The following is a 16,655-nucleotide window of genomic DNA, read 5'->3' as shown; positions in this document are numbered from 1 at the left end:
AGACATAACTGAGCCTGCCGCCAATAGGTCGCCACTCACCGTGTCGCGGAGAGACCCCCATCGATGGCGATCGATTGTCCGGTGATCGACCGCGCGGACGGCGACGCGAGGTAAACACACATTGCCGCAACCTCATCGGGCTCGATCATGCGCCCCTGCGGGCTCAGCAGGTGAGCACTGGCCTGGTCAACGCTTTTGCCCGTTTTGGCTACGATCTTCCGAATCGCTGCTGCCGCCATCGGCGTGTTGGTGTAGTACGGGCTCACGCAGTTGAACGTGAGGCTGGTCCCGGCAAACTCCGCTGCCAGCGAGCGTGTCATGCCCAGGAGCGCATGTTTGGCGGCGACATAGGCTGTGACATACGAGAAGCCCACCTCGGCGGCGATTGAGGCGATCGAGATCACCCGCCCCTGATTGCGTTCCAGCATCATCGGCAATGCGGCCCGGACGAGCCGCAGCGGGGCTTCGACGTCGATGCAATGGTGTCGCCGCCAGTGCTCCATATCCATTTCGAGAAACTTGACCGATTCGGCGATGCCCGCATTGTTGACGAGGACGTCGAGAGACCCGAACTCCTCCTGAACCGAGGCAACGACCGTGGGGCAGGCGTCGGCGTCCTCGACGTCCAGACGCCGACCGTGAATCCGCTGGCCTGCCGGTGAGAGGAAATCCTCGGCGCGCCGCGAGGCTGCCACCACGGTGGCGCCGGCCTCTGCCAACGCCTCCGAAATGACCCGACCGATGCCCTGGCTCCCCCCGGTAACCATGGCGACCTGGCCGCTGAGCGCACCACGTCGCGTGTCGCTCGATGAGTGCCTTTCGGTCATCCACGACCCCGAGTGCCCGCTCCAACAAGTTCGAACAGCGTCGCGTTCGCCTGTCCGCCACCTTCGCACATGGTCTGCATACCGTAACGAATGTCGTTGTCCACCATATGCGAGATGAGCGTCGTGGCGATCCGCGCACCCGAGCCGCCTAGCGGGTGTCCGAGGGCAATGGCACCGCCGAGGGGGTTCAGCAGCTCGTCGGCGACCTTGAACTCGGATTGCCAGGCGAGGACGACGGAGGCGAATGCTTCGTTGACTTCGAAGGCGCCAATGTCCGACAGTGAGATGCCCGACTTGGCCAGGAGCTTCTCCGTCGCTGGGATCGGCCCAGTCAGCATGACGTTTGGCTCGCTCCCCGCAACGACTGCCGTGTGCACCCTCACCAGGGGCGTCCACCCGTGGGAGGCGGCGTACTCGGAGGTGGTGAGCAGGAGCGCCGCGGAGCCATCGCTGATCTGCGAACTGTTGCCCGCCGAGATTCGCCCATCCGGTAGGAATGGGGTCTTCAGTGTGCCGAGGATTTCGAGAGTCGATCCGGGTCGGATTCCCTCGTCGACCACGAACGCGCCTGCGGCCGTCTCGATCGGCACCATCTGCCCGCTGAACGCTCCCCCGCGTGATGCGTTGTCGGCGCGGGCGTGCGATTGGAGTGCATAGTCGTCCAGCTGGGTGCGGGAGAGGGACCACCTGCGCGCGATCGTCTCGGCGCCGAGGCCCTGGCTGGGGAACTCCGGGCTGTATCGCTTGGCGTACAGCTCACCCAACGGTGATTGTGTCCCGGCCGCAGATCCCATCGGCACACGTGACATCGACTCGACGCCGCCCGCCACCGCGACGTCGTATTGTCCCGAGACGATGCCGGCGGCAGCGAAGTGGATCGCCTGTTGCGAGGAGCCGCACTGGCGGTCAATGGTCGTGCCGGGAACCGATTCCGGCCATCCCGCCGAGAGCACCGCCGTGCGTGCGATGTCGAAGGTCTGCTCGCCGGCCTGGCTCACACATCCCCACACGACGTCGTCTACGACGGAGGGGTCGAGGTCGCTGCGCCGGGCAAGCTCCTGTAGCACGTGTGCCGACAGGTCTGCCGGGTGAACTGTTGACAGAGAGCCGTTCCGCTTCCCGACTGGGCTCCGGACTGCGGCCACCACTACTGCATCACGCATGATTCTCCTTGGTGCTCGTACTTGTCAGGAAAGGACGAGAGTCTTTCCGTGATCTGCCAGCTCATTGCCGAGCCGCTCCATGAACGTGTCGTCCATCAGCTCCAGGCTTTGGCGCTGTTCGAACAGACTGAGACAAACCCCGTCTACCGAGGCTTCCGTCGCCCACTTGGCGAGGCCGACCGCGACCTCATCTGGGCTGCCGAGGATCGGATCCTGCAGGAGGAATTTGCCCATCGCGCCGGGCTCGCCGAGCCGTCGCTCCGCCTCCTCGACGGGTCCGCGTCCATGTGCCACCAGCTGGGCGATAGCTTTCTTGTCGCCGCCTGCGACGATGCGGTGGGCGACCTCTTCCGCCTCCGCGCGCGTCTTGCGGATGATCACGTGCTTGCGCCCGATCATCCCGGCGTCAGTGCCGCCGCTGACCTCCTTGGCCTTTTGGAACTGGCTGGCGTCGGCCGCGGTGCTGAACAGATAATCGGCGTTGTCGAGCGCGAACCGCATTCCCCGTTCGGATTGCCCCGCATTCACCACGAGGGGGCCGCCCTTTTGTCGTGGGCGTGGCAGGCACTCGGCATCCTTGAGTTGGAAGTGCTCGCACGAGTACGAGGAGTGCCCGTCGCGCCACAATTCGCGGATGGCCTTCAGCCAGTGCTCCGCGTGGTCGTACCGGTCGTGATGCCCGCGCAGCTCGAGGCCGATCGACTCGAAGTCGGCCTGGGACCAGCCTGCTACGACGTTGAGGCCCCAGCGACCGTCTCCGATGTGGTCCATGGTGGCCCCCATCTTGGCAACGACAGCGGGACCGAATACTTCAGTGTGGATCGTCGTAAGGATTGTTGTGCGGGTGGTCACCGCAAGCAGCGCCGAGGTGAGCGTGATGGTCTCCAGGCCGTAGGGACAGAAGTCGGCCTGGTCCCCCTTCAGCCCCCTCCACCGCGCCACCGGCAGCAAGAACGAGAGCCCCATCTCGTCACCCGCGATCGCTATCTCGCGGACGTTGTCGTAGATCGGCTCGGTGGATCCCTCGGCGCTTGTGATGTAGTGCGCGTTGCGCATGTTCGCGAGGAAGAGTCCGAGGCGGACCCCGTTATTCACGCGGGGCAATGTTCGCGGGCTGGAATGCTCGAGGGGTGGGGTGTAGGTGGTCACGGAGTTCTCCTAACTGAATATGAAGATCGGTCGCGGCGGATTCGCACAACCTTGTCTGCGCTGAAGCGAAAGCCCGCGGGAGTCCGCTGCCGGCTGGCGTCGCGGTGCGCTCACTCTTGCGCTTGCACGGAGCGTGCAAACCTTCGCGTGTGAGGCGGGGATCCGGTTTAGCGGCAGCGTGACCCACGAGGTTGGCCGCGTGTCACAACCACGAGCCGCTTGCAGGCCGGCGATGCCACGATGAACTTGGCCTGACATTGTTCCTCCGTCTGCCGACTGCGATGTCTCTCCCCGGCTTGTCACGAGCGCCAGGGGTACTTGTCACCGAGTAGCGGCAGCACGTCGTCGATCATCAGTGCCGCAGTCCCGTGCTTACTCCCTGCGCTGGAGATGATCGGACACAGGATCGCTGCGTCGGCTACGTCTGCCACGTATACGTCGAGAATCAGAGTCGCCAATCCCTGGGGAGTGCCGACATAGCGAACAGTGTCGCCGAACTGCGCTTCCCCATACTGCAGTAATTCCCTGCGCGCGGTTCGGGCATCGGCGGCGATCAACACGTCGATTTCTAGTGCCACGATAAGGTCTGCGGGGTCTTCGCCCGCGCCTATCCACTGTTCGCGCACTGACGCACGTTCCCTGATGGCGCCGCGCAATTCGGCTTGCCGCATTCTGTGCACCATCGTGGCGGCCGAGCGCGGAGCCTGCGGACTGAACAATGAGCCATCTCCCGTAGGGCGGAAATCCCTCCACGCGACAGTGTCGCCTCCGTCCGCCACGGCGACGCACAGTTCCGGCCTAACCGGCCGTGGGGTGACACCGGCTGTCATGACTACTCCTACCCATTTCCGAATTCGACGTCGATCGCCTACTGCGACAGTTTTCGGTGTCCCGCCGATCAAGCCAGCGGGCGCCCGAGGTGGTTGCTGAAAGCCGCACAGGCATCGAATTTCAGCGGCTGGGCCGGGTCACGTACCGCGCGTCGGATGCAGGATGGACAACCGCCCTCGTGGTATCGCTTGGATCGATTGTTGCCCGCAGTCCAATCGGTCTGCCCCGCTATCTATTCTGGAGGCGAACCGCCGGCGGAAGTCAGTCGTCCCAGTGCTCGATTGTGTCCGCTATGTCGCCGTCGAGGATCACGGCCATCTTCCACTCGTTACCCTGCACAAACGCCGTGTCGATGATCTCCACGATGTGATTGCGCGAAATCCCTCCGATCGACTTCGCCTGCCGGAGCGCATACCGGACGACAGCGGGGTTCGCCTCGAAAGCGCCTAGATGCATCGTCAGGAGCGGATAGATCTGCTTGGGCAACACGGCACTCGAGGTCGCCTGCTCGTACCGAAGCCGGTTGGCTTTGTACCCAGGCCCACGAAGTTTCAGCCAGAGGTCCACGAAACGCGGAACCTCCGAGTTCACACGCTCATGCCACGCACGCAGCGCTGCCTCGTCGGCGTCGGATACGGGGATTTGAGTCGTATCGAGCCCGCTGACGAACTCGGACGGATCGATGCTCCAGTCCGTGGGGAAGACAATGCGGCCGGCGTCGTCCTCGTCCTCCCAAGAGTCCAGCCACGGCCCCGCGACGTCAGAGACCGCGTTGATCGCTCGCGGCCCACCTGACAGAAAGGCAAAGTTCAGCGTATCGAGGATCTGTCGCTTGGAGAATCCATGCTGTCGGGCGACGATCATCTCGTACATGCAGCCGTCTGCGTTCGCGGTGACAGCGTAGGAGTGGACAAAGAAGATGCCGCGCGGCACCTCGCTCGTCAGCGCCGGGACGAGACCACGGTACCGCTTGAATCCACCGGGATTGTTGTCGATCATCCACGGCGCGAACTGGGCGAACCGGGTGTCGCCTGTGCCGTGCGAAAGCTCGTACCAGCGAACGGCCTCCGCCCTCTCCTCGAAGGTCCAGTCGTTCGACGAAAGGTCCAAGTTCGGATACGGCGCGACACCTCTGTCGGCGCCAGTCGAATAGTGGTTCGGCATGTGTGCGGTTCCATTTCAGTTTGTCGACACTCGTGCGTGGTGGGCGTATGTGCTATTTCGCACCAGTTGGCGAGGAGCAGCTCGCGCGTCACAGTGGGGCGCTTGTCCTTGAAGCATAGACCAGGATTAGGTTTTACGGAAACAGTTCATCGATTTTTCGATGCTCTACCCCAAATAATCGAATTGGGTTAACATTGCGACCTATGTGCAAGTGCGCTCACTGTGTTCGACGAACCGGCATCCCGAGCTCCTACTCGACCAGTTCGCTGGCGGTGGCGGGATGAACACGCCGCTTCGGTCCCCTAGATGCTCGATGCCGACCTGCACTCGCCGCGCACTCGAGGCCTCTACCTCAAGCGCACCCTTGCTACTCTCGGCCGTCACACCGCGTGACGGGGTCCGCATCTCAGCACCTCCACCGCCGACACTCGCAGTAGCCGGCCATGTCGCAGCCTGGAGCAGCTTCCCGACTGTGACGGCAACCACCAGAACGGACAACTCATGACGCTCGCAAATGCCGAACTCGATTCCGGAATCCTGCGCTCAGCATTTGGACAGTTCCCGAGTGGTGTCGTCGCACTGTGCGCCGAGATCGACGGAGTCCCGGTCGGTATGGCGGCCAGCACCTTCGTCGCAGTGTCGATTGATCCTCCGCTCGTCGCATTCTGCGTCCAGAACACGTCGACGACGTGGCCGAAAGTCGCCGCAGCAGGACGAATCGGAATCAGCGTCCTCGGCGAAGAACACGACGTCGCAGCACGAACCTTGGCAGCCAAAACCGGTAACCGATTCGAGGGTCTCGACGTGACGACAACCGAAGACGGGGCGGTCTTCATCGGAGGCGCGAGCATGTGGCTCGACGCCACCGTCACCGAAGAAGTTCCGGCCGGCGATCACGCCATCGTACTGATGCGCATCAACGAACTAGAGATTAAGCATGTCGCACCGATCGTGTTCCACGGCAGTAAGTTCCGCAGACTCGCTACCGAGGTCGGGTCGTGATCGCGCTCGAGGCGCTGCGCCATGGCAATCCGGCCGGTCACCGACACTGCCCGACGCGCAACCGAAGGAAACATGATTTCGCCGTCGACCGGGTGACGCCCGAATGGGCGGCACCGACGATGCGGAGCACCTAAAGCCTGCTGCCTCCGCCCAGTAACTCCTGTCCGCACGGAGGCGCTGAATCTGCCCCGCCGAGAAGACTGATCGCACACATGCACTCGATTCAGAAATGAGTACCATCGATGAAACCTGTGAACAGGTCTGACAACTCCACGAGCCGTGGGGGATCGACGCGAGTCGGAGTCATACGTGAGTCCGGGAAGGACGAGCGTCGCGTCGCACTGGTTCCGAAGATCGTGGCGTCGTTGATCGCCAAGAGCGTCGAGGTCGTGGTGGAGTCGGGCGCCGGATTGGGCGCTTTGATCCCGGACGAGCTGTACGTCGCTGCCGGCGCGTCGATCGGTGACCCGTGGTCGGCAGACGTCATAGTGAAGGTCGCACCTCCCACCGAAGCAGAGATTTCGAAGCTGTCGTCGGGGTCGACGCTCATCGGGTTCCTCGCACCGCGCAACACCGAGAACAGCATCGGGGCGTTGAAGACCGCCGGTGTGCAGGCATTCGCAGTAGAAGCCATTCCGCGGATCTCCCGCGCCCAGGTGATGGACGCGCTGTCGTCGCAGGCGAATGTGTCCGGGTACAAGTCGGTGCTGCTCGCGGCGTCGGAGTCGACCCGGTTCTTCCCGATGCTCACCACCGCCGCGGGCACCGTCAAGCCGGCGACGGTGCTGGTGCTCGGTGTCGGTGTCGCCGGCCTGCAGGCCCTGGCCACGGCGAAGCGTCTCGGTGGCCGGGCCACCGGCTACGACGTGCGCCCCGAGGTCGCCGACCAGGTCCGCTCGGTCGGTGCCCAGTGGCTCGATCTAGGCATCGATGCTGAGGGGGCGGGCGGCTACGCCCGCGAGCTGACCGAGGACGAGCGGGCGCAGCAGCAGCAGGCGCTCGAGGAGGCGATCAAGGGCTTCGACGTGGTCATCACCACCGCCCTGGTGCCGGGCCGTCCGGCGCCCCGGTTGGTGACCGCCGCCGCGGTAGAGAGTATGAAGCCCGGATCCGTGGTGGTCGACCTGGCCGGCGAGACCGGCGGCAACTGCGAGCTCACCGAACCGGGTCAGACCGTCGTCAAGTACGGGGTGACGATCTGCTCGCCGCTGAACCTGCCCGCCAGCATGCCCGAGCACGCCTCGGAGCTGTACTCGAAGAACATCTCCGCGCTGCTGGAGCTGATGCTCGTCGACGGGGCGCTGGCCCCCGATTTCTCGGACGAGGTCCTCGCCGCGTCCTGCGTCACCCGCGAAACCAAGGAACCTTCATGATCACAACACTTTGCAGAACCCTCGCGACACCCCTGGCGGTGTTCCTCGACCACGTGATCGTCCCCCGCAGGGTATATGCGTTCGCCGACCTGTCCAACGAACTCCACGACGACACCGATGTTCGTCGAGACACCAAGGTGGCCGTCTGATGTATACCGAATTGTTGGCGAACATCGCGATCCTGGTGCTGTCCGGGTTCGTGGGGTTCGCGGTGATCTCCAAGGTCCCGAACACGTTGCACACCCCGCTGATGTCGGGCACGAACGCCATCCACGGCATCGTCGTCCTCGGCGCCCTGGTGGTGCTCGGCAAGGTCGTGGGCCCGCCGTGGGGGCTGCAGGTGATCCTGTTCGTGGCGCTGGTGTTCGGAACGATCAACGTGGTCGGTGGTTTCGTGGTGACCGACCGGATGCTGGCGATGTTCAAGTCCAAGCCCACCGCGCCTGTTGCTGCTGAGAAGGGTGGGGACCGGTAATGGAGTACTTGGTCAACGTGCTCTACATCGTGGCGTTCGCGATGTTCATCTACGGTCTGATGGGTCTGACCGGCCCGAAGACCGCGGTCCGCGGTAACCAGATCGCCGCGGTCGGCATGGGTGTCGCCGTGGTCGCCACCCTGATCGCGATCCGGGACACCTCCAACTGGGTGCTGATCGTGTCCGGTCTGGTGATCGGTGTCGTCCTGGGTGTGCCGCCGGCGCTCAAGACGAAGATGACCGCGATGCCGCAGCTGGTGGCCCTGTTCAACGGTGTCGGTGGCGGCACCGTAGCCCTGATCGCCTATGCGGAGTTCCTGGACTCGGACGGGTTCACCGCCTTCGCGCACGGTGAGTCGCCGACGGTGCACATCGTCATCGCGTCACTGTTCGCGGCGATCATCGGGTCGATCTCCTTCTGGGGTTCGGTGATCGCGTTCCTCAAGCTGCAGGAAACCCTCCCCGGAAGGCCGATCGGCATCGGCAAGCTGCAGCAGCCGCTCAATGCGGTGCTGCTGATCGGGGCCGTCGCCCTCGCGGTGGCCATCGGGGTCAAGGCGATCGACCCGACCGGACCCACCAGCCAGTGGTGGATCGTCGGGGTGCTGGTGCTGGCCGCGGTGCTCGGGTTGATGGTGGTGCTGCCGATCGGCGGCGCCGACATGCCCGTCGTCATCTCCCTGCTCAACGCGCTCACCGGTCTGTCCGCCGCGGCCGCCGGTCTCGCGCTCAATAATCAGGCGATGATCGTGGCCGGCATGATCGTCGGTGCGTCGGGTTCGATCCTGACCAATCTGATGGCGAAGGCGATGAACCGGTCCATCCCGGCGATCGTGGCCGGCGGGTTCGGTGGCGGCGGCGTCGCCGCGGCGGTCGGGGACGGTACCGCGAAGACGGCGAAGGCCACGTCGGCGGCGGACGCGGCGATCCAGATGGCATACGCCAACCAGGTCATCGTTGTCCCCGGGTACGGGTTGGCCGTCGCGCAGGCCCAGCACGCGGTCAAGGACATGGCCAAGCTGCTCGAGTCGAAGGGTGTCGAGGTCAAGTACGCGATCCACCCGGTCGCGGGCCGGATGCCCGGGCACATGAACGTGCTGCTCGCCGAGGCGGACGTCGAGTACGACGCGATGAAGGAAATGGACGACATCAACGACGAGTTCTCGCGGACCGATGTCACCCTGGTGATCGGCGCGAACGATGTCACCAACCCGGCCGCCCGCAATGATCCGTCCAGCCCGATCCACGGGATGCCCATCCTGAACGTGGATCAGTCGAAGTCGGTGATCGTGCTGAAGCGGTCGATGAACTCCGGCTTCGCCGGCATCGACAACCCACTGTTCTTCGCGGACACCACCTCCATGCTGTTCGGGGATGCGAAGAAGTCGGTCTCCGAGGTCACCGAGGAACTCAAAGCCCTGTAGCTCTACCGCACTCCGGGTCCTCCTCCTGGTGAACATCAGATACTAGCTTGGGTCGCTCCCACGAAAGCAGACAGTTCGGCTCCAGCAGTTTGTGTTGGATCAACGGAGCTGTGGCATTGCAAATAGCATGGGGTACAGGCAAACGGGTCTGCAGCTTCGATAGGTAGCGTCGTCGATCGGTATGAGGGGAGTCGGCGGCAGGAAGTGCCCCGCCGCCGCTCTCAGAACCGTGCGCGAGAGTCGCCTTTCACACGGCTCCAGTTTGTCGAACCGTTCCGAGTCCCAACTCCCCTACGAAAAAGGCGATTTGGGTGACCCATCTGCAGTTGGGAGCACTGCAAATCCAATCCGACCTTGGCAAGTTGATCGCCCGCGTTGCTTGCGTCTAGTCGACGAGCTATTCCTTGGTCTACATCACCCAGGATTGTGATTCACGCCGCCATTTGCCGTTTCGTGTGGCCATTTTCTTACGTCGGATTGGGTAGGTCGAATGTCAGCCGCATCAGTCGCGGGCCTGATCCACGAACCAGGCCGCGATCTGCGCGCGGGACGTGAACCCGAGCTTGGCGAGAACATGCTCCACGTGCCCCTGCGCCGTCCGTTGGGCGATCACGAGCTCGGCGGCGATCGCCCTGTTGGTCAGCCCCCTGGCGACCAACGCGGCGACCTCCCTCTCCCGTTTCGTCAGGTCGGTGGCCGCACGCGCGGGGGGCGAAGACTGTGGAGACTGATTGCCAAGGGCGAAAGCGACCGCGTCCTCGGTGGCGAGCATCCTGCCCTCGTCACGCGCCGCGTCGAAGGCTTTTCCGCCGAGAGCAGCCAGCACGCGCTGTTCGCTCTCCTCGTGATCGACAAGCAGGCCAGGGAACAGCGCGGTGGAGCTTCCCGCAGACTTCACCATCGCCTCCGCCGCACCCATCAGTACGCCCGCGCGGTGCGGACTGCTATCGCTGGCGATCCACGCCAACGATTCCAGACAGGTGGCAGCGGTGAGCGAATTGTCCACCAGCCGAGCCAATGCCAGCCCATCCTTGAGATGCCGGGACGCCTGCTCGACATCACCTCGACGCCACACCGCAACACCCATGGCCCACAGCGTATGCGCCCGGTACATAGACTCGCCGGTTGATTCGGTAATCGTGAGGACCTGCTCGTAGTAGTCGAGTGCCCGGGCTGGGTCTCCGAGTAGTTCGTTCACTGTCCCGAGCGAGTTCAGGACCTCGATGTGCAGGGTGGGCTGACCACAGGATCCGGACACCTCAAGGGCGGTTTCGAAGCATGACCTCGCCCGCGGAAGATCACTCGCGAACAGCGCCAGCAGACCTTCGGCAAAGGCCATGTGCGCGCGGATCACCGCGTTGTCTGTCTGTGCCGCGAGTGTTGTCTCTTCGGCCACCAGGGACGTCGCAGCCCCCGCGTCTCCCTGGATGTCGGCCAGGACACTGTCTACGCACAGGGCTATGACACGTTCTTCACTCACTTCGACCGGCGCACCCTTCAGAAGGCGGTCGAGCCAGTACCGTCCCTCACTGAACATGGCCCGGGCGAGCCAAAACGGAAAAAGAGCGTTCGCGATCCCGAGACCCTCCACCCAGTTCGCCTCGCTCACACAGAATTCCAGCGCCTCTCGTAAGTTCGGCTGCTCACGGGCGATCCGCTTCATCCACCCGACCTGCTCCCGGGTGATCCACTCGGCCTTCGCATCCTCGACCAACTGCAGGTACCAGTCACGGTGCCGTCGACGCAGAGTCTCGAATTCACCTGCTTCGGTCAGCTTCTCGCTACCGTAGTCGCGGAGAGTCTCGAGCATCCGGAAGCGCACCACCGCTCCGAACTCCTCCCGGATGAGGATCGACTTGTCCACCAGCGACGCCACCGCGTCTAGTAGGACGTTGCCGTCCGAATTCCAGGCGCACACGGCCTCGACCGCGTCGAGTTCAAAGCTGCCTGCGAACACCGACAAGCGGGACCACAACCGCTGTTCCTGTGCGGTGCAAAGCTCATAACTCCAGTCGATGGACAGCCGCAACGTCTGCTGGCGCGTCGGCGCGCCCCTGCTTCCGAGGGTCAGCAGTGCGAAACGGTCTGTCAGACGACGCAGAATCTGCTCGGCCGACATGGCCCGCAACCGCGCCGCCGCCAACTCGATGGGAAGGGGTAACCCGTCCAGTCGGTGACAAATCTGCGCCACCGTGCTCGCGTTCTCCTCGGAGAGCTTGAAACCCGGCACCGCCGCAGCAGCGCGCTCGACGAACAACGTCACGGCGTCGTAGCGCGGCATTCCCCGCAGCGAGAGGTTCCGCTCGGGGTCGGGGACCATCAGCGGAGGAACCCGCAGCACGACTTCTCCCTCGACCCCGAGCCGCTCCCGACTCGTGGCCAGGATTCGTAACTCCGGGCAGCTGCGGAGCAGCGACTCGGACAGTTCCGCGACGGAGACGATCATCTGCTCACAGTTGTCCAGTACGAGCAGGATCCGCCGTGCGGCCAGGAAGTCGACCACAATGTCTTTCAACGGTTTCGCCGATTGATTCCGCAACCCCAGTGCGGCCGCGACCACGTCGACGAGAAGCGACTCGTCGCGCAATTCGCCTAGTTCCACCATCCACGCACCGTCGGTGAATCCTCGACGGACATCGGCGGCGACACGGAGAGCGAGACGGGTTTTCCCCACGCCGCCTAGACCCGTCAGCGTGACCAGTCGCGCGTCCGCCAGCTTCGACTTTGCCTCCGTCAGTTGGCGTCTGCGTCCCACGAAACTGGTCAGTTCCAGCGGAAGATTACCCTCGGCGCCACGAAGGGAATGTGCCACCGGCTGCTCCGGCAGCGGGGGCCGCGCCCGCGGTGCCGGAGCGAGGAGTAACCATTCCGAAGTCCGCCGGTCTGCGGCGGGTTCGTCGTGCAGGGCCATTTCGTCGACTGGCAGTCCCATACTTGCCTGAACCTGACGTAGTGCATCGCCGAGTGCAGCGACCGACGTTGGGCGGTCATCCGGGTTCGCCGCCATCGCATGTTCGACGACCGCGCAGACGTCCTCGGGAATACCGTGTTCGCGCAAATCGGGAACAGGTTCCGAGGCAATCCGCAGGAACTGTGCGACCACCTGCTCCCCCCTGTGACGTTCGAACGCCGCGTGACCGGTGACCGCGCAGAACAAGGTCGCTCCGAGGCTGTAGATGTCAGAGGCCGAACTCGGCGGATCGCCCCGCAGAATCTCGGGAGCAGTGAATGCGGGCGATCCGGTGACCGTGCCGGTAGCCGTCTCGAATCCTCCGGAGATGTGCGCGATACCGAAGTCGGTCAACTCCGGTTCGCCATAGGCCGTGAGGAGGATGTTGGCCGGCTTCACGTCACGATGCAGGATGCCGAGGCGGTGCGCGGTCTCCAGAGCGCCTGCGATTTTCACGCCCAGTCGAAGGGTCTCGTCCAGTGCGAGCGGGCCTGCCCGAGAAACGCGAGCTTCCAGTGACCCGAGCGGGTAGTACGGCATCACGATGAAGGGGCAACCGCTGCCCGTGGCGCCGACCTGAAGAACGTTGACGACGTTCGGATGCCCGGTGAGCCTGCCCATGGCGCGCTGTTCACGGAAGAAACGCGCCCTGTTCTCCTCGTCGAGTTCGGCGGTGAGGACCTTCACCGCCACGGTGCGCTCCAACTCGGTCTGGGTGCATCGGTAGACAACGCCGAAGCCGCCGCACCCGATCTCGTGTGCGTCCTCGAATCCGGCCGCAGCCAGCTCCGCTATGACATTCGTCGCCACGCCACGCTGAGTGTCGAGAGGATCGCTGTCGGCCATCGGCGATGCACACTTACCTTTCGATGATGTGTCCTCAGGATATCGCGGGGGGAAGCTGGGGCGAAGTTATCACCAACCCCTCACCGCTTAATCCAGTTCGCGGCGCGAGACCAGCGAGGCATAACAGGCGACCGACGCGCTCAGCTGTGCGTGGTCGAGAATTGGGACGATCACTCCAGACCGACCGATGACACCCCGACATCGCGGGGGCGAGCGCCGCACGCCGTTAGCGGTCGCGGTCGCGGTCGCGGTTCCAGCCTCCGAGCGCCACTGTTCGAAGTGGGAATGGCCATCAAAATGATCGACGAATTGCCAGCCTCGTGTCGACGAGCATTTCGAATCCGGCGGTGATCTGCGGAGGGCTGTGATGCTCGGTGAAGATCCGGGAGCGGGCTGGGACGTACTGCAGGACGGTGCCGAAGAGCTCTGCGGCGCAGTCGTGTTCGACGGGCGGCTCGGGCGGGTCGAGCAGGGGCCACCCGATGATAAAGATTCGTGGCAGGAATGTGCTCATGAATGTCGTTTCTGACTCTGGGCGTGGACGCCGGCCTCGGTCACAGTGTCCCATGAGCGAAATGACGGAACGGTTGTGTTGAGGACCGCAGTTCGGGTCGAGGCGAAACCGCCAGCCACCTGACCGTCGACCAGGACGGTCAGGTGGTGTTGCTGCGGCTGCACGGAGCGTATTGGAGCCGGATCTGGTTTCCGGTGCTGGGCAGCCTCGCCGAGGCGGGGCTGCGGCCGATTGCGGTCGATCTCCACGGACTGGCGCGTTCGGGAGGCGAAGGAAAGTGATAGCGGGCCTCAGGACCACGGCTCGATCCGAGCTGGACGCCATAGTCGTCTGCCCCTGAATGGGTCAGGGAGTTGCTGTGTCCAAGGGGGATCGATACACCCGCATCGGAAGTGCGCCAGAGCGGTATTCGCTTGCAGTTGAGGGTGCATCCCTCGACTGCACAACCCATCTGGGTCGCACACCCGTACGTGCAGGCAGTCGGCTACAACGCCGAGAAGACCCGCCGGATCGCCACTGATTCCTCGGCGACGCGCAGCGCCCGGGGCGGTTGACTGCCGCCTGGTGAATTCACGCCTGAGAAGGTCTGGAGCATCCACTGGCTTCGAGCCACGGATCGTGATGGGGCGAAACGAGCCGGAGCCAGCACGAAGAACTCGCCGTCGTCCCGACGCTCGATGCTGTCGTGGATCTCCTGAAAGAGGACGTGCGCCTCGGTGGCCTCCTGTTCTTCAGAGAGGCGCGGGCTAGTTTTGATCTCCTCAGCGATCATCTGTCCCGAAGTCGTCAGCTACATGTGCCTGGTAGTCAAAGGTGGGTCTCCTTCGGTTAGCCAACCGAGCTGGCGGTTGGTCGATCGGAGCTTCCGACATCGGACGCAGCGGCGATGTGCTTCGCCGCCGTATATCCGAACACCATTGCGGGGCCGAGTGTCGCGCCGGGGCCGACGTAGGTCGTCCCCATCACCGATGCAGAGCAGTTTCCGGTCGCGTAGAGGCCCTGGATCGGGCGCCGGTCCTTGTCGAGGACGCGTGCGTCGTCGTCGACCATCAGACCGCCCTTCGTAGACAGGTCGCAGGGATAGAGTGCGATGGCGTAGTAGGGTGGCTTGTCCAGCGGCGCCAGATTGGGGTTGGGCATTCGGGGGTCGCCGTAGTAGTGGTCGTAGGCGCTTTCACCACGGTGGAAGTCGTCGTCGTGCCCGTTTTCGGCGAGGCCGTTGAACCGCGAGATCGTCCTGCCCAGTTGCGCGGCCGGTACCCCTATCTGCGCCGCGAGCTCCGCTATGGATTGCGCACGCTTCAGGAAGCCGTTGCTTTCCCATTCCTTGGGGAACTTCTGACGTGGCAACGTTGTGAACATGAGGTAACGGTCCTTGGCCCGTTGGTCGAACACGAACCAGGCAGGGATCGTTCCGGCGTCCGGTCGGTTGTTCGCATACATGGCGTCATAGAGCGCGTCATAGGGGAGCGATTCGTTTGCGAACCGTTCACCGGCGCCGTTCACGAGTAGGGTTCCCGGCGCCGCCCGCTCCACCAGAGGGAGAATATGGAGCGGTGGAGAGCCCGGGATCGGAAGCATAGCCGATGGACTTCCCCAGACCCGGTCCATCAAGTCGACTTCGGCGCCGATCGCCATCCCGGCTTTGATTGCATCCCCTACCTGACCCGGCGAAGACTGAGTCCATCCCGAATCTGTGGGCTTGAGCAGGTACTGCTCCCGCATCTCCTGCGAATGGCCGAAGCCCCCCGCGGCAAGGATTACTCCGCGTTTAGCGGTCAACGTCACCGATTCGCCGTTTCGTACACAGCGAATGCCGGTGACTCGTCGGACTCCGCCCTCGCGGCCCACTGAGAGTTCGGACAGTGCGGTAGAAAGCAGAACCGCAACATTGCGGTCGGCGAGCGCCAGGCGCAGCCGCGCGACCAGTGCCTGACCGATCGCCAGATGCTCGGCGCCCGTGACCTTCGAAGCGATGAGCCTGCCGACGAGCTTGGCGCCGGTGATCTTCCCCGCCCAGGTCCGGCCGATCATGGCGAGATCGTGGACATCCGAGGCTGTGATTGCTAACCCTTTGAGGTCGAGCAGAGGTGGCTGCAGTTGCGGGCGCATCGAGCCAAGCTTGCGGCCGTCGACGATCGGCGGCTCGAGCGACCGCCCCTGAACGAGGCCGCCGTCGGCCTCAGGGAAGTAGTCCGGGTATCCCTGGAGGTACCGCCACCGCACCCACCGTGTTCGCTGGTCGAATTCCTGAATCATTCGTGGCCCCTCGACGAGGTACCGCTCCCGGCGCGAGGCGGGGACACGGTCGCCCACGGTGGCAGAAAGGTACCTCCGAGCGCGATCGAGATCGTCCTCTACTCCCGCGCGGGCTTGATACGGATTGCAAGGGATCCAGATCCCGCCACCCGAGTAGGCGGTGGTGCCACCGTAATAGTCGGCTTTCTCCACCAGAGCCACCGAAAGGCCGCGAATCGATGCGGCGAGCGCGGCAGCCATCCCCCCGGCGCCCGAACCCACCACTACGACGTCGTACTCGTCAGCATGCTTCGTCGACACGACCGACTCCGATCATTCAGACACGGAGATCGATGAACACGTCCTCACCGACCACCACGCGAAGTTTGGCACTTGCAGACCACTCATGTGGCCTCAGTCACATGATCGCAAGCGATGCTACCAGCTATCTCGGATATTTCGAATATTGCTTCTGCTTTTTCGCCTATCTGCACTCTTCTGTGAAGAAGACATCGGATAGCAGGAGGTCAGATTCGACAGATACCCGGTGCGGGCACACCTGCACCCTTCTTCGTAGTGTCTCGCTTCACAATCTCGGCCACTGAACCCGGTACAACTTCTATCCCTGACGAACACGCTTCAGGCGGCTACACCCATCGCTCGGGGCATCGACATCCCACGACGCCCTCCGGTCCGAGT

Annotated in this window: 16 protein-coding genes; 7 read left to right on the top strand and 9 right to left on the bottom strand. The window is 63.8% G+C overall.

The features are described 5' to 3' along the window. Positions 1–35: 35 nt before the first annotated feature. The 5 genes from CJ179_RS35095 to CJ179_RS35075 form a co-directional block, all read right to left on the bottom strand. Entirely contained in the window at positions 36–827 is a 792-nt protein-coding gene (locus tag CJ179_RS35095; protein ID WP_095864440.1) for an SDR family NAD(P)-dependent oxidoreductase, read from the bottom strand. Further along, positions 824–1,990 (bottom strand): thiolase family protein, encoded by a 1,167-nt coding sequence (locus tag CJ179_RS35090; protein ID WP_095864439.1) that lies wholly within the window; start codon positions 1,988–1,990, stop codon positions 824–826. The genes CJ179_RS35095 and CJ179_RS35090 overlap by 4 nt, the downstream gene beginning before the upstream one ends. 24 nt (positions 1,991–2,014) lie before the next feature. Continuing rightward, positions 2,015–3,139, bottom strand: a complete 1,125-nt coding sequence (locus CJ179_RS35085; protein WP_143548955.1) for an LLM class flavin-dependent oxidoreductase — start codon at positions 3,137–3,139, stop codon at positions 2,015–2,017. A 299-nt stretch (positions 3,140–3,438) separates the two neighbouring features. After that, a complete protein-coding gene (locus CJ179_RS35080) occupies positions 3,439–3,810 on the bottom strand; it encodes a hypothetical protein (protein ID WP_257015935.1) in 372 nt (123 codons plus the stop codon). A gap of 421 nt (positions 3,811–4,231) precedes the next feature. After that, entirely contained in the window at positions 4,232–5,134 is a 903-nt protein-coding gene (locus tag CJ179_RS35075) for a hypothetical protein (protein WP_095864436.1), read from the bottom strand. 501 nt (positions 5,135–5,635) lie between these two features. Between CJ179_RS35075 and CJ179_RS35070 the strand changes: the two genes are divergently transcribed. From CJ179_RS35070 to CJ179_RS35055, 6 genes are all read left to right on the top strand, one after another. Then, positions 5,636–6,136, top strand: coding sequence for a flavin reductase family protein (locus CJ179_RS35070; protein WP_095864435.1), 501 nt, complete (start codon positions 5,636–5,638; stop codon positions 6,134–6,136). Further along, positions 6,133–6,270: a hypothetical protein gene (locus tag CJ179_RS52280; RefSeq protein WP_218834866.1), complete on the top strand. Its 138-nt coding sequence runs from the start codon at positions 6,133–6,135 to the stop codon at positions 6,268–6,270. Before CJ179_RS35070 ends, CJ179_RS52280 begins: the two co-directional genes overlap by 4 nt. Positions 6,271–6,378: 108 nt before the next feature. Continuing rightward, positions 6,379–7,509: an NAD(P) transhydrogenase subunit alpha gene (locus tag CJ179_RS35065; RefSeq protein WP_095864434.1), complete on the top strand. Its 1,131-nt coding sequence runs from the start codon at positions 6,379–6,381 to the stop codon at positions 7,507–7,509. Next, a complete protein-coding gene (locus CJ179_RS51620) occupies positions 7,506–7,658 on the top strand; it encodes a hypothetical protein (RefSeq protein ID WP_179377748.1) in 153 nt (50 codons plus the stop codon). The genes CJ179_RS35065 and CJ179_RS51620 overlap by 4 nt, the downstream gene beginning before the upstream one ends. After that, positions 7,658–7,984: an NAD(P) transhydrogenase subunit alpha gene (locus CJ179_RS35060; protein ID WP_095864433.1), complete on the top strand. Its 327-nt coding sequence runs from the start codon at positions 7,658–7,660 to the stop codon at positions 7,982–7,984. The genes CJ179_RS51620 and CJ179_RS35060 overlap by 1 nt, the downstream gene beginning before the upstream one ends. Beyond that, positions 7,984–9,408 carry an NAD(P)(+) transhydrogenase (Re/Si-specific) subunit beta gene (locus CJ179_RS35055; RefSeq protein ID WP_095864432.1) on the top strand — a complete coding sequence of 475 codons (1,425 nt, stop codon included), beginning with the start codon at positions 7,984–7,986 and terminating at the stop codon, positions 9,406–9,408. The genes CJ179_RS35060 and CJ179_RS35055 overlap by 1 nt, the downstream gene beginning before the upstream one ends. A gap of 502 nt (positions 9,409–9,910) precedes the next feature. Here the strand turns inward: CJ179_RS35055 and CJ179_RS35050 are convergent. Beyond that, positions 9,911–13,204, bottom strand: a complete 3,294-nt coding sequence (locus tag CJ179_RS35050) for a protein kinase (RefSeq protein ID WP_095864431.1) — start codon at positions 13,202–13,204, stop codon at positions 9,911–9,913. A gap of 292 nt (positions 13,205–13,496) precedes the next feature. Then, positions 13,497–13,718, bottom strand: coding sequence for a hypothetical protein (locus tag CJ179_RS35045; RefSeq protein WP_095864430.1), 222 nt, complete (start codon positions 13,716–13,718; stop codon positions 13,497–13,499). 143 nt (positions 13,719–13,861) lie between these two features. Here CJ179_RS35045 and CJ179_RS35040 point away from each other — a divergent pair, with 143 nt between their 5' ends. Further along, entirely contained in the window at positions 13,862–13,999 is a 138-nt protein-coding gene (locus tag CJ179_RS35040; RefSeq protein WP_218834865.1) for a hypothetical protein, read from the top strand. Positions 14,000–14,202: 203 nt separating this feature from the next. Here CJ179_RS35040 and CJ179_RS35035 read toward each other — a convergent pair whose 3' ends face one another. Further along, positions 14,203–14,490, bottom strand: coding sequence for a hypothetical protein (locus tag CJ179_RS35035; RefSeq protein ID WP_095864429.1), 288 nt, complete (start codon positions 14,488–14,490; stop codon positions 14,203–14,205). A 56-nt stretch (positions 14,491–14,546) separates the two neighbouring features. Further along, entirely contained in the window at positions 14,547–16,277 is a 1,731-nt protein-coding gene (locus CJ179_RS35030) for an FAD-dependent oxidoreductase (protein WP_218834864.1), read from the bottom strand. Between the last annotated feature and the right edge of the window lie 378 nt (positions 16,278–16,655).

The sequence above is a fragment of the Rhodococcus sp. ACS1 genome, assembly GCF_002300155.1.
Taxonomy (GTDB): Bacteria; Actinomycetota; Actinomycetes; order Mycobacteriales; family Mycobacteriaceae; genus Rhodococcus_F; species Rhodococcus_F koreensis.
The sequence above is the reverse complement of the archived record's forward strand: the minus strand, read 5'-3'. Positions and strand labels throughout refer to the sequence as shown.

Excerpts from the sequence above, each read along its gene's own strand:
- CJ179_RS35045 (WP_095864430.1), bottom strand. The coding sequence starts at position 13,718 with ATGAGCACATTCCTGCCACGAATCTTTATCATCGGGTGGCCCCTGCTC.
- CJ179_RS35060 (WP_095864433.1), top strand. The coding sequence starts at position 7,658 with ATGTATACCGAATTGTTGGCGAACATCGCGATCCTGGTGCTGTCCGGG.
- CJ179_RS35055 (WP_095864432.1), top strand. The coding sequence starts at position 7,984 with ATGGAGTACTTGGTCAACGTGCTCTACATCGTGGCGTTCGCGATGTTC.
- CJ179_RS35095 (WP_095864440.1), bottom strand. The coding sequence starts at position 827 with ATGACCGAAAGGCACTCATCGAGCGACACGCGACGTGGTGCGCTCAGC.
- CJ179_RS35035 (WP_095864429.1), bottom strand. The coding sequence starts at position 14,490 with ATGATCGCTGAGGAGATCAAAACTAGCCCGCGCCTCTCTGAAGAACAG.
- CJ179_RS51620 (WP_179377748.1), top strand. The coding sequence starts at position 7,506 with ATGATCACAACACTTTGCAGAACCCTCGCGACACCCCTGGCGGTGTTC.
- CJ179_RS35090 (WP_095864439.1), bottom strand. The coding sequence starts at position 1,990 with ATGCGTGATGCAGTAGTGGTGGCCGCAGTCCGGAGCCCAGTCGGGAAG.
- CJ179_RS35070 (WP_095864435.1), top strand. The coding sequence starts at position 5,636 with ATGACGCTCGCAAATGCCGAACTCGATTCCGGAATCCTGCGCTCAGCA.
- CJ179_RS35075 (WP_095864436.1), bottom strand. The coding sequence starts at position 5,134 with ATGCCGAACCACTATTCGACTGGCGCCGACAGAGGTGTCGCGCCGTAT.
- CJ179_RS35080 (WP_257015935.1), bottom strand. The coding sequence starts at position 3,810 with ATGCGGCAAGCCGAATTGCGCGGCGCCATCAGGGAACGTGCGTCAGTG.
- CJ179_RS35050 (WP_095864431.1), bottom strand. The coding sequence starts at position 13,204 with ATGGCCGACAGCGATCCTCTCGACACTCAGCGTGGCGTGGCGACGAAT.
- CJ179_RS35065 (WP_095864434.1), top strand. The coding sequence starts at position 6,379 with ATGAAACCTGTGAACAGGTCTGACAACTCCACGAGCCGTGGGGGATCG.